Below are 12541 nucleotides of genomic sequence, written 5' to 3'. Positions count from 1 at the left end.
TCAGTTATTCGGGAACTTTCATCGGCATGGCCTCAAGGGGCAGCCCGAGTAACCTTTGGATTGGACGAGGGTTCCTCACCTGGTCCACTTTTATCGACCACGAGATCCCAAAGGCGCTCTCGTATGCTGGTCAGCATACTCTCTGTCGGTAAATCTTCACCCTGTACTTCCGGACAAGTACAGTCTTGGCGTGTATCAACCAAGCATGCCGAGTCGTTCGGCCAGCGTCACCAGTTCGGCCAAAGACCGCGTCTTCATTTTTTCCATCACCTGATGACGATGCGCCTTGATGGTACGCTCTGTCGTGCCGAGCTCATGGGCGATTTGCTTGTTCAGCTTGCCGCGCACAACGAGGCCGAACACCTGCTGCTCGCGCGGCGTCAGTTCCGCCGCCAGCGCCCGCACCTCCCCCAGCCTGGACCGTTCGTCGCGCACGGTGGCATGACGCGCCATCGCCCGCGCAATGGCGCCGAGCAGTTGTTCTGATTCCACAGGCTTGGTGAGGAAGTCTTCCGCGCCAGCCTTGATGGTCCGCACCGTCGTCGGCGTGTCGGCATGCCCGGTCAGGAACACGATCGGCAGGGTCAGGCCGAGTTCGTTGAGGCGTCCCTGCAATTCAGGGCCGCTCAGGCCGGGGATGTGCACGTCGAGCAGGATGCAGCCGGGCTCGCTATCGTCCGGCAGGCAATCGAGCAGTTGCTGCGCCGACGGATAGGTCGCGACCTGATAGCCGGCGAGTTTCAGGCGACGCTCGATCGCGGTCCGGAACGAAGCATCGTCATCGACGACGTGAACGTGACCCTGCAACCTCACCTCCTATGCCGCCAAAGGAAGCGTGAAATGAAATGTCGCGCCGCCGCCGGTTTGGTTCTCGGCCCAGATATTTCCCTTGTGGGCCAGGATGATGCTGCGCGCAATGGAAAGTCCAATCCCCATGCCCTGATCCTTGGTGGTGAAGAACGGGTCGAACACCTGGCTAAGCTTGTCGGACGGGATGCCCGGACCGGAATCGGAAATCGAAATCTCGACCGCGGATCCGCCGTTCAATTCCGTGCGACCTATCACGGTGCGACCGTAGGGAATCGCGGACATGGCATCCATGCTGTTCACGACCAAATTCAGGATGACTTGCTGCAGCTGAATCGGATCGCCGTTGATCCGCAACTCGCCCGGCGCGGTCTGCAGGTAGAGCGCGACGTTGCGGCCCGAAGCTTGCACCGAAAGGAACTTGAACGCCTCGTTCATGATTTCGTTGAGGTCGACCTCCCGTGTTTCGAACGGCGTGCGCTTCAGGAAGGCGCGCAGCCGGCGGATCACCTCACCGGCGCGCTGATCGTCGCGTTTGATGTCGGCAAGGATTTCCCTGACCTCTTCCAGATCGGGGTTATCCGACCTCAGGATCAATTCGGCGGTCTCGGCGTTGGTCAGGATCGAGCCCAGCGGCTGATTGAGCTCGTGCGCGATCGACGAGGACAATTCGCCGGCGGTCGCATTCCGATTGACGTGAGCGAGTTCGGACATCCGATTGCGCGATTCCACTTCGGCATCGTGCCGCAAGTGCCGCTCATGCAGCAGAAACGTGATCAGCCCCGCCTGGAGCAATAGCGCCGCCACAACAGCCATGCTCTGCCAGCGATATCTCTCCAGGAACGTCTGCTCGCGGAAGCGAACTTCGCTGCCTTCGGGCAGGCTGGATTCGCTGACGTTCCAGCGCTGCATCTGCGGCCAGCTGAAGAGCGGCTTCACGCCGGCGCGAGCCGGCGGAATATCTCCGGCCCGTTCGCCGTTGAGAATGCGCAGCGCGATTTTCGCGGCCTCCGTGCCGATCTCCGTCGCGAGCAGGACGTATCCACCGATCCCACCCATGGCCAGCAGCGGTTCTGCGCCGACGATGATGGGGCGGTTAGCCTTTTCGGCAATCATCCCGAACGCTGTCGCCGCGGGATAGAATGTGCCCTCGCCGTCCGAGAACACGCCCGTATAGATAATGGCGCTCCGCTCCGGCAATTCGGCAACGCGTTTGCGGATGTCGGACATCTTCTGCCCAACGATATCGATCACGTTCAGGCCGGATGTTGCGGCGGGAATTTCCTCAGACCAGTGACTGAACAGAGCCTGCCGCTCCCAGGCATCTCCCACCAGGGCAACGGTGTCGAGATCAGGCACCACAGCCCGTGCGGCTTTGATGGCACCCGCCATGGAATTCTTGAGGATGACCCCCGTTACGTTCGATTGCTGCTCGAGCTTCGCAAGATCCCTCTCGTCCAGCATGGCGAATACGATAGGCGTGTCCGGCCACAATTCTGCGCGCCAGCTCAACGTGTGCTCAAGCATTCCCCTGCCCATTGACACGATGACATCGATCGGCCTGTCCCGGTATTTTTCCTTGAGGTGCCGCTTCAGGCTTTCCGTATAGACAGCGCCGCCGAAGCGGGGCAGATCGAGGTTCTCGCCGTAGATCGTCACGCGCACACCGGCGCGGGCATCGAGCACCCCGCGCAGCCCCGACCAGAGCTGATAGTGGAACGGTCCGCGCAAATCCGACTGGTCGAGCACGAGGACGGAATGCGGCCGCGCCGGCTGTGCCGAAACGCAGATCGGCGCCAGTAAAGCAAGCAGCCCGATAATCCACCCACAGATCCTAACCATGATGCCCCTGAAAGAATCTCGGGTAAAACTAGCATCCGGCAGCGGCCGCGAACACCCCGTGTGCCGTCACAGAATACCGTATCCGTGGCAGCCATGTTGACGCATCCGACCTGTCCTCAGGGACAATGGACCGCGGACCGGTGATCGCGAGAATGGCCGCCTTGTGAAACGGTTTTCGCCAAATGCGACAGCGGCGTCGCATTCCAGAACGCGAAAAATCGAGACCACCACCCGAGCGCTTGTGTCGTTTTAGCAAGGAGATGGTCCATGTTTGCCCGCGTCAGCACCAGCTTTGCTGAATTCCCCGGCATCTTTGGAGAGTATGACCCCAAAGGTGGGGCGCCGATCAGAATCAATTTGAACGAATTCAGCTACAAGAAGGGCGCCGAAATCTTCGGCGAGAAGGAGCCGGCCGACTATGTCTACCAGGTCGCGGCCGGCGCCGTGCGGAGCTACAAGCTGCTCTCCGATGGTCGCCGTCAGATCGGCGCCTTCCACCTCGTCGGCGATATCTTCGGGCTCGAGATCGGGACGGAGCATCGCTTTACCGCCGAGGCGATCGTCGACACCACCGTTCGCCTGCTGAAGCGACGCAGCCTCGAACTGGTGGCCGAGAACGACGCGAAAGTCGCCCACAATCTGCTCAGCATGACGACCAGCAATCTCCGACACGCCGAAGATCACATGCTACTGCTGGGACGCAAAACCTCGCTGGAGCGCGTTGCGGCCTTCTTGATCGAGATGGACCACCGGTCGACGGCGGCGGGCATTCTTGCGCTGCCGATGTGCCGGCGCGACATCGCCGACTATCTCGGGCTGACGCTGGAAACGGTATCACGCGCGCTGTCGCGGCTGCACGATCTCGGCATTCTCAATTTCATCGGCAACAACCAGCGGCAAATCGTGCTGCGCGACCGGGACAAGCTCGCTAGCTACGATCTCCAGCACTGAAGGCCTTCCCTAACGCATTCGGGCCGAGATGCTCGATCGTCCTGAGCAGAACCTCGAACAGCACCGCGGTGGACCATCCGAACATCAGGATGCCGTTCATCGCAGCCATCGGGCCGAACAGCCGCCATTCCTTGACCGGTATGACGTCGCCATAGCCGAGCGTCGTGTAGTTGACGAACGCGAAATACAGGAGATCGCTGCCTTCAGGTGCCGCGCCGACCGCGGCGTAGGACAGCGACCAGACGACGATCTCGATCGTGTGCGCCAGCATAAGCATCAGCACGGTCGCGACCATGACACCCATCAGAAAGAGGCGCGGACGCCGTGTGTCATTGAGCCCGGTCCAGCGGGCGATGCTGACGGCGGCGACTGTCGCCAACGCATGAATGATGATGTTGATGATGCTGACGCACGAGCCGACCAGGAGCTGGATCATCATCGCGCTTTTCCAATTCCCTGTACGGCACTTTTTTGAGCTGCCGCCTCGGTGTCAGCCGGCACCTCCGTCGCACCGTCCTCGCGCACCCACGCTGTGAGCAATTCCCATGCGACCGCCAGGATGATTGGCCCGATGAACAGGCCGACGATGCCGTGTGCCAGCGTGCCACCGATGACGCCGAGGAAGATGACGAGCGCGGGCGTCGTCAGTCCGCGTCCCATCACGATGGGCTTCAGCACGTTGTCGGCGAGCGAGGCCGGCACAAGGCAAAGCGTGATCAGCAGCGCCACCACTAGAGGCTTGGTCGCCCAGATCCAGATAAGGACGGGAATCACGATCACCGCCGAGCCGATCTGCAGGATGCCTAGTATCATCACGGCGAAGGCCAGCAGTCCTGCCTTCGGTACATCGGCCAGCTTCAGGATGATCCCGATCACCAGCCCCTGCGCGACCGCAATACCAATCACGCCCTGCGCCACCGAGCGGATGGTGGCGCCCGCCAGCACCAGAAAATTCTCACTGCGCTCGGCCACGACGCGCGCCAGGAAGCGGTTGCTTGCCGCGACCAGCCGGGGGCCGGCCGGCAACAGGAAGCCGGTCAGCGCCACTGCGACGAGGAACTTGAGGGTCCCGATGCCGGCGCCGCCGGCAAGGCCGAGCATCGTTCCGGCCAGCGGTTTCAGGTGCGGCGCCAGTTCCCGCATCGCCGTGCGCAGATTGGTCGATGCCTGCTCCCACAGAGCGTAGAGCTGCGCGCCGATGATCGGCCACTCCTTGACGCCCGCGGGCGGCGACGGCGCGGCGAGCGTGCCGGCACTGAGCTGCGCCGCAAAACCGCGCAGCCCCTCGACCGCACCGAGCCCGAGCCAGGTCGCAGGACCGATGACGATGCCGAAATTGACGAGGGTCAGCAGGGTTGCCGCAAGCCTGGGGCGGTTGCCGAGCAGGCCGGAGAGCCAGCTGAAGACAGGATAGAGCGCAACGGCAAGAACCACGCTCCAGGCGAGGATCGGCACGAACGGCCGGATCACGACGAACGACCAGTAGATCAAGAGCGCAAGGAGCGCGAGCCGGACCGCCAGCTGGATTTCATCCTCGCCTGCGAGGAGTTGTCGGATGGTTCGCAAGCCGTGCCCCTCGTGTCTGCCGACAGCGAGAATTCCGCCTTCTGCATGGGTACGGTTTGACTCAGATCAACCCGGGGAGGCAGGCAGCCTTCCGGTAACGGATGGCCACTGGGCCCAAGGTACATCCATGGGAGGTACACCCATAGGTCAGCCCAACAAGCCAATACCGCTCAACGCGAGCTTGTGATTTGCCGATTTCACGATTGGGGAAGATGATGCCCTACCCCCAGCGGAGTTGCAGTGATGCGTAGAGGGGCCCCTTGGACGAGGCAGTACCGAGAACTGATCTTTGCGGCAGGCGCGATCTGCGCGGCATTGACCTCCACCGCAGCATTGGCTTTCGCACTGTTTTCGTAGTGTTTGAGTAAGTTCAGCGTCATCAGCGCGGCCTCGGGGCTGGCGTGGCGCGCGCAATGGGGCTTTTTGGCCACCACCCTGCAGCGGTCGCTCAACGGCATCGTTAATCCGGACGCCGGCTAGGCCTTGAGGCCGCCGAACCATGCGCCGAAATAGCCGGCATACAGGGCCGGCGATTCGAGATTCATGGAATGCCCGATGCCGGGCACTGCCACGAGCCGGCAGGCCGGCATCGCTTCCGCCATCGCGCTCAGGTCGGCCGGAGCTATCCAGCCGTCCCGCTCGCCCCAGAGCACCAGGTGAGGATGCCTGAGTTCTGGCATCCGCCGTTGCAGTTCGCCGCTTTTCCGCTCGAGGGTCAAATTGACCGGCGTGCCGATCCAGATACCCTCCGACACGCCGAATGTCTGTTCCAGGATTCGCTCATACAGCTTCTCGACCTCTTCCAACCCTGCCCGAAACCGCGGCATCGCATTCGGCGCGAGGCTTTCGGGCTCGAACAGAGATACCGCCGCCGTCGCCATGACCGCGCGCGTCACCTCCCTGCTCGACATCATGGCTCGGAAGAGATCGAGTTGCTCGGCATTGAACGACATGCCGAGCGGCGTCACGGGGTCGAGCGCGAATACCCGGCCGAAGCGCTGCGGCTGCATCAGCAACATCCGCGCGGCAATGATGCCGCCGGTTGAGTGCGTCGCCAGATGACAGAAGGAAATGTCCAGCTCATCCAGCGCCGCCAGCATGTCGAGCGCATGCTGCTGCATGGAATAGTTCGCGTATCCTGCCGTATGCGGCGGCCTGTCGCTTTCGCCGCAGCCGCGCCAGTCGATCCCGATGACCCGCAGGCCCCTTGGAAACAGGGGCGCGGCGAGTTCAATCCAGTCCTTGCTGGCGAGATTGCCATGGATGAAGACGACGGTCGTGTCGCCCTTCGCCCATTCCCGCCAGCCGAGGCTGATCTCTCCCGCACGCACAAGCGGCATCGGCAACCTACTTATTGAGACCCGCCGTCGGATTCGGTCCGTCGGGAGTCGGTGCCTCCGGTATCGCCGAGACCACCACACCACGGATCAGACGGTCGGTCTCGATCGGCGAGCTGGTATCGAGATTGCCCGTGGACACGAAGTCGGTGACGTCAGCCGCGAACTCCACCGGATTGTCGGTATGGATGAAGTGCCCGGTGTCGGGATAGATCTTCAGGATCGGCCGGTTGTTGGCGCGCGTCATCTTCGTCATGAAGGGCGTGATGATGTCGCGGCCGAGGTCCTTCAGCCCGTTGAATGCGGTACCGGGAATGAAGGGCTCCTTGTCGCCGAAGGCGAGGAAGATCGGCGCCTTGATCTCGGTCAGCCGCCGGTAGAGATTCTTCGGGTCATCCTGCTGCAGCTCCGACACCATGGTGTAGATGTCGAAAATGTAGACATTGGCCCACTGCTCCAGCTCCTTCGGATTGCCCTTGATCAGGCCGACGCGCTGCTCGGTATGCAACCGCGCATACTCGCTGTCGTTCATGAAGTAGCCGCTCTTGCTCCGGCCGACCACGCCGGTGACAGGATCGCGCTTCTTGAAATAGAAGAACTCGCGGATGTTCTGCTCGGGACGGGCGATTTCGTTCGAGAGCACCTGGGTCGGTCCCCAGACCTCCTTCCACTTGTCGAAGTCCCGCGCGAGGGCAGCGTCAAACAGCTTTGCCTTTTTGCCCGGCGCGACTGTTACCTCGCGCGGATACTCCTCAAGGCCAGCAGGCGCTTCGAGTACCAGGCTATTCACCGCATCCGGGTATGTTAGCGCATAGCCCAGAATAACCTGGCCCCCCAGCGAGTGGCCCAGATAAGTTGCCTGCTTGACCTTGAGCTGGTTGACCACGAGGTCATAGACCACCTCGCGCAAGTCCTGCATGGTGCGCGCCGGGCTCTTGTCGAGATTGCCCGGACCAGACATGCCGTAATGCGGCAGGTCGGGTGCGATCACGCGCAGGCCGCTGCGCAGCGCGTACTGCATGACGTTGCCGTAATGGCCGGCGAACGCGCCCTTGCCATGGATGATGACCAGCACCTTCGGATCCTTGTCGGTGCCGTTGTACTCATCCATGTAGCCAATTTGGTAGGTGGTGCCCTTGGCATCCTTGGCGTTGGCGTATTTTACCGGATAGGGATAGGTGACAAAATCCTTCCAGAACGACTTCTTGGGATCGATGTCGGAGGCCACGCCAGGCACGCGGTAGTTCTTGTCGACGAACTGCTGCGCCTTGTCGAGGCTGGCAACGTCATCCATGAACGACACGAACTTCGGATCGTTCTTTCGGTGGTTGATGATCGAAAACACGCCGTAATGCGCGACCGGGCTCTCCTCGGCGATCAGATCAGCGCCGGGGATACGTTCGACGGAGCGCTCCGCCAGCTTGAAGTTGAGCCAGAGGTCGTTGGTGATGTGCATCACCAGGGTGCGCGACTGGATACGACCCAAATATGGGTTGAGATTGTGGGTTTCGCCGACGCGGTTGCGCCAGACCAGATCGACCGCATCATATAGCTTCGAACGGTTGATCACATTGAGGCCAGCCTTCTCGTTCGGCGGATCCCAATAGAAGATTTCGGGCTGCACCGAGGTGAAGGCCTGGGTTGTCCGATACCCGAAATCATAGCCGGTCAAACCGAGCACCGACCACCCGAAAGCCATGCCCATCAGCGGGTGCTTTTCCTTGGGCATCTTGTAGTAATCGCCTTTGGTCTGTTGCCAGACCGGATCGGACTCGATTGCGGCCGTCATCAGCTGGAAGGTCCAGTTACCGACGGGATCCTCTGCATCGGATTGCGCGGTGCCGCCGATCGGCATTATCGCGCTGACATATTCCGGATGCATCACGCCCCAGACATAGGTTTGCGTGCCGCCCATCGAGACGCCAGCGGCAAGCGCCACCTTCGCCACTTTCAAATGGTCGCGCAGCATCCGGTAATTGGCCTGCACCATGTCATAATAGCTGTATTGCGGGAATTTTACGCCGAGCCCATCCGATGGCTTGCTCGCGCCCCAGGTGCCGAGCGGGTCGACCATCACGACGTAGTAGCGGTCGGTGTCGATCGGCCGGCCCGGGCCAATGATCGGTACGCTGCCCGAGAGCGCGGCGCCCTTGACCCACTGCTCGTACATGTCGGTGGAGTCGCCGGAGTAATAGGAGTTGATGACCACCGCGTTGGTGATCTCGCCGGCGGCGTTGCGCCGCGGAGTGCCGACCGCGATGTAAGCCGTGCGCAGCTTGCCGCCACCGAGCGACTCCAGCGTGACGCCGCCCTCGCCGCCATTCTCCCATTTCGAAGGATTGGCGAGGTCGTATTTGCCGCCGAGCTTGAAATTTGCAATCTCGTAATACTGCTTCAAGCCATCGTGCTGTACCTGCGAGGATCGTCGCGTAAACGGCTGCGCGGTCGCCAGCGACGCGCTCACCGTCAGCAACAGCAGACCGATGAAAAATCGCCTCATGGAAAGCCTCCCTGGACAGGTTTTCCGTAAACTTCCGACTGGGCACCTCACCAAGTGTTGATCTATCTCAAGGGCTGACGCGGCAGCGCGCCTCAGGGTTGCGGCTCGATATCGTCAAAGTGAATCGAATGCCGTTTCTGGCGCATGGCTCGCACCGCATCCGTTACGAGCTCGATGGCCCGCAGGGCGCCCCCGCCTATGTGTTGGTCAACGGGCTGACGCAATATTCGGAGCTGTGGGCCGCTTACCGCGACGCACTGACGGCCAGAGGATTCCGCGTCGCAACGTTCGACCTTCTCGGCCAGGGCGCTTCCGACAAGCCAGAGCTTTTCATCAGCCAGGGCGATCAGGTCGAAGCGCTTCGGCTCCTGATCGGCGAACTCGGCGATGGCCCGATTTTCCTGAGCGGCATCAGTTTTGGCGGGCTGATTGCGCTGCGGTACGCGATCGAGCATGGTGAAAGACTGGCCGGGCTCGTCCCGATGAGCGCATTCGCCGAGCTGTCGCCGCAACTCCTGCTGCTAGGCAATGCGCTGCGAACGGGCCTCATTCTCGGCGGCACGACCTATCTGCAGGACCTGCTGCTGCCGATGAACCTGTCGGACGCCTGGCTCAAGCCGCTGCTCGGCAATCTCGATGCCGTGAAGCGGCAGGGCTGGTTGATCAACGACGTTTACGCGCTTCAGAACCTGATGGAGTCGTTCCTCGATTTCCAGCCTCTGACGCCGCTTCTTCCGTCCATCAGGACGCCAACCATGATCCTGAACGGCGAGTTCGATTTTCTCACTCCGCGCTCGCTGCACGAAACGCTGCGCGTCAATATTCCCGACAGCTCGCTCGTCATCATCCCGAACGCCTATCACGCCTTCACGCTGGAGAAGGCGGCATTGACCGCGGATCTGCTGGCGCGCTTCGCCGAAGACGTGCTGGCGAAACGCTGGCAGGGCAGCAAGACGGTGTGGATCGCACCGGAGGAGCCCGGCGGCGCGATGATCCCGTTTCCGGCCGGCTACGACCATTTGCGCGCGGTCCCGGTGCAGAAGGCGGCGCCATGAGCCAGTTCCTCGGTCCGCTCGATGCCGCCGGCCGCGTTCCGCCGCTCCAGCAAACGCGCATCGCCGCATTCCTGATTTCGGCGCATGGCGCGCTGGCAAGGCAGCTTGCGGTCGCCTTGCCCGGCCAGCTCAAGGCCGGCTGGCAAACCGAGCTGAACGCGCAGCTTCATCGCGAGACCGAGATCGTCTCCTTGCTGATACGTGCGACGTCCTGGTTGCCGGAATTCACGCTTCCCCTCCACGCGCTGACCTGGGAGGCGGCCTGGCTGCCGAAGCCGGTAACCGGCGTTGCCGACCTGAGGCAAGCAATGACGATCGATATTGCCGCACTTGGGCACGCCGTGCACGGCGCAATCCGGCCTGCCGCACTGCTGCCGGTCGAGGCATCCGCGGAGGATCCGTTCGTGATGGCGTTGCGGCGGATCGAATTCGAGAGCAGCCGTCTCATTCAGGCACAGATTCATTTCCTCAAGAGCGAAGACCTCAGGCCGATGCGCGACGCCGTCAGCGCGGCGGTCGAAGGCCGGCATCGCCAGGTCGGGAAGCTGTGGGCGGAGCTGCTCGAGGGCATCGGCATCCGGGGTGACGCGGAAGCGTGAACGGGCGGACCCTTGACCCAGATCAAGGTCGCCGCTTGGCCCGGCCGCAACATCTTCGATCAACCGTTCCGCCTCCGATCGATTGCCGGAGTTAGATCATGAAGCCCGTCTCCGCCGAAGAAGCCGTCGCGATGATCCCCAACGGCGCAAGCATCATGGTCGGTGGCTTCATGGGCGTCGGCACGCCGGAACGCCTGCTCGACGAGCTGGTGCGGCAGAAGAAGTCAGGCCTTTCCCTGATCAGCAACGATGCGGCGGTACCCGGCAAGGGCGTCGGCAAGCTGTTCGAGGGCGGCCAGGTCACCAACATGATCGGCACCCATATCGGGCTCAATCCGAAAGCGCAGCAGCAGATGCTCGGCAAGCAGATCACCGTCGACCTGATCCCGCAGGGCACTTTTGTCGAACGCATCCGCGCCGGCGGCTGCGGCCTCGGCGGCGTGCTGACGCCGACCGGCGTCGGCACCCTCGTCGAGGGCGGCAAGCAGAAGATCGACGTGAATGGAAAATCGTACCTGCTCGAGACGGCGCTGCGCGCCGATTTCGCGCTCGTGCACGCATTCCTCGCCGACTATGTCGGCAACCTTTCCTATGCCCTCACCGCCCGCAACTTCAATCCTGTGATGGCGATGGCGGCTGACACGGTGATCGTCACCGCCGAACATATCGTGCCGGTCGGCGTCATCGCTCCCGATCATGTCGTCACGCCAGGCCCGCTGGTGGATTATCTCGTCGCGAACGGGTGACCCATGGATGCACAAACCATCATTGCCCGCCGCGTGGCGCAGGAGCTTCGGTCCGGCAATCTCGTCAATCTCGGCATCGGCATTCCGACGCTGGTCGCGAACTACGTCCCCGCCGGGCTAAATGTTTTCTTTCAATCCGAGAACGGCCTGATCGGCACCGGCCCCATTCCCGAGCAGGGCATGGCGCATCCGCTTTTGACCGATGCCGGCGGAAGGCCGATCAGTGCGCTGCCGGGCGCGGCCACCTTCGATAGCGCGATGTCGTTCGGCCTGATCCGCGGCGGCCATGTCGACATCACGGTGCTCGGCGGCCTGCAGGTGGACGCCGGCGGCCATCTCGCCAACTGGATGATCCCCGGCAAGATGGTGCCGGGCATGGGCGGCGCCATGGACCTGGTGACCGGCGCCAAACGCGTGATCGTTGCCATGCAGCACGCCGCCAAGGGCAAGTCCAAGATCGTCGCCGAGTGCAATCTGCCGCTGACCTCGGCACGTCCGGTCGATCTTGTCGTGACCGATATGGCGGTCATCGCCTTCCCTGGCGGCAAGGCTACGCTCATGGAGACGGCGCCGGGCCTGAAAGTCGCCGAGGTGCTCGCGGTGACGGAAGCCGAACTCGCCATTCCGGACAAGGTGCCGGAGATGAAGCTTTAAAACGCGAACGCGGATCGAGACCATGCAGATCTTCAACGGATTCGACGATCTCAGGGCCGCCGTCGGCAAGGAGGTAGGCGTCAGCGACTGGATCGAGATCACGCAGGACCGCATCAACAAGTTTGCGGAAGCAACGTGCGACGAACAGTGGATTCACGTCGATCAAGAGCGAGCGAAAGAAGAAATGCCTGGTGGCAAGACCATCGCGCATGGCTTGCTGTCGTTGAGCCTGACACCGATGTTCATCCGCGAGGTGATGGGCCTGAAGGGGCTGAAGAACACGCTGAACTACGGCGCCGATCGCATCCGCTATCTCGCGCCGGTGCCGGCCGGCTCAAAACTGCGCGGCCGCGTGAGCATCGCCGAAGCCGAGGACGTGCCGCCCAACGGTTTGCGGGTGCACTATCGCGTCGCGATCGAGATCGAGGGCGGCCAGCGGCCGGCTTGCGTCGCCGAAGTGATCGGCCTGCATTACCGTTAAGCC

At 62.3% G+C, this 12541-nt stretch carries 13 protein-coding genes; 6 read left to right on the top strand and 7 right to left on the bottom strand.

Annotation, left to right across the window (positions count from 1 at the left end; translation table 11 throughout):
• Positions 1-195: 195 nt before the first annotated feature.
• Positions 196-807 (bottom strand): response regulator transcription factor, encoded by a 612-nt coding sequence (locus tag LMTR21_RS05810; RefSeq protein ID WP_065755677.1) that lies wholly within the window; start codon positions 805-807, stop codon positions 196-198.
• A gap of 9 nt (positions 808-816) precedes the next feature.
• Positions 817-2649, bottom strand: coding sequence for a sensor histidine kinase (locus LMTR21_RS05805; RefSeq protein ID WP_065755676.1), 1833 nt, complete (start codon positions 2647-2649; stop codon positions 817-819).
• A 267-nt stretch (positions 2650-2916) separates the two neighbouring features.
• Here LMTR21_RS05805 and LMTR21_RS05800 point away from each other — a divergent pair, with 267 nt between their 5' ends.
• Positions 2917-3600 carry a helix-turn-helix domain-containing protein gene (locus LMTR21_RS05800; RefSeq protein WP_084030891.1) on the top strand — a complete coding sequence of 228 codons (684 nt, stop codon included), beginning with the start codon at positions 2917-2919 and terminating at the stop codon, positions 3598-3600.
• Here the strand turns inward: LMTR21_RS05800 and LMTR21_RS05795 are convergent.
• The 5 genes from LMTR21_RS05795 to LMTR21_RS05775 all read right to left on the bottom strand — a co-directional run bounded on the left by LMTR21_RS05795 (position 3578) and on the right by LMTR21_RS05775 (position 9003).
• Positions 3578-4039, bottom strand: a complete 462-nt coding sequence (locus tag LMTR21_RS05795) for a potassium channel family protein (RefSeq protein WP_065755675.1) — start codon at positions 4037-4039, stop codon at positions 3578-3580. The genes LMTR21_RS05800 and LMTR21_RS05795 overlap by 23 nt on opposite strands.
• Positions 4036-5166, bottom strand: a complete 1131-nt coding sequence (locus LMTR21_RS05790) for an AI-2E family transporter (RefSeq protein WP_084030890.1) — start codon at positions 5164-5166, stop codon at positions 4036-4038. The genes LMTR21_RS05795 and LMTR21_RS05790 overlap by 4 nt, the downstream gene beginning before the upstream one ends.
• 197 nt (positions 5167-5363) lie before the next feature.
• The gene (locus tag LMTR21_RS05785; RefSeq protein ID WP_141688563.1) at positions 5364-5624 is read right to left on the bottom strand and encodes a hypothetical protein; all 261 of its coding nucleotides are present in this window, start codon (positions 5622-5624) and stop codon (positions 5364-5366) included.
• Positions 5625-5642: 18 nt separating this feature from the next.
• Entirely contained in the window at positions 5643-6506 is an 864-nt protein-coding gene (locus tag LMTR21_RS05780; RefSeq protein ID WP_065755673.1) for an alpha/beta fold hydrolase, read from the bottom strand.
• A 7-nt stretch (positions 6507-6513) separates the two neighbouring features.
• Positions 6514-9003: an alpha/beta hydrolase gene (locus LMTR21_RS05775; protein WP_065755672.1), complete on the bottom strand. Its 2490-nt coding sequence runs from the start codon at positions 9001-9003 to the stop codon at positions 6514-6516.
• A gap of 128 nt (positions 9004-9131) precedes the next feature.
• On the opposite strand from LMTR21_RS05775, the gene LMTR21_RS05770 reads away from it, so the two are divergent.
• The 5 genes from LMTR21_RS05770 to LMTR21_RS05750 all read left to right on the top strand — a co-directional run bounded on the left by LMTR21_RS05770 (position 9132) and on the right by LMTR21_RS05750 (position 12538).
• Positions 9132-10058, top strand: a complete 927-nt coding sequence (locus LMTR21_RS05770; protein WP_065755671.1) for an alpha/beta fold hydrolase — start codon at positions 9132-9134, stop codon at positions 10056-10058.
• Complete coding sequence (locus LMTR21_RS05765) at positions 10055-10657, top strand: hypothetical protein (protein ID WP_065755670.1); 603 nt, start codon at positions 10055-10057, stop codon at positions 10655-10657. Before LMTR21_RS05770 ends, LMTR21_RS05765 begins: the two co-directional genes overlap by 4 nt.
• A 98-nt stretch (positions 10658-10755) precedes the next feature.
• Complete coding sequence (locus LMTR21_RS05760) at positions 10756-11403, top strand: CoA transferase subunit A (protein ID WP_065755669.1); 648 nt, start codon at positions 10756-10758, stop codon at positions 11401-11403.
• Positions 11404-11406: 3 nt separating this feature from the next.
• A complete protein-coding gene (locus LMTR21_RS05755) occupies positions 11407-12057 on the top strand; it encodes a 3-oxoacid CoA-transferase subunit B (protein ID WP_065755668.1) in 651 nt (216 codons plus the stop codon).
• A 22-nt stretch (positions 12058-12079) separates the two neighbouring features.
• On the top strand, positions 12080-12538 hold the full coding sequence (locus LMTR21_RS05750) for a MaoC family dehydratase (protein WP_065755667.1): 459 nt from the start codon (positions 12080-12082) through the stop codon (positions 12536-12538).
• The last annotated feature ends 3 nt before the right edge of the window (positions 12539-12541 follow it).

Source organism: Bradyrhizobium paxllaeri, from assembly GCF_001693515.2.
Taxonomy (GTDB): Bacteria; Pseudomonadota; Alphaproteobacteria; order Rhizobiales; family Xanthobacteraceae; genus Bradyrhizobium; species Bradyrhizobium paxllaeri.
This window is presented reverse-complemented; position numbering and strand designations above follow the sequence as displayed.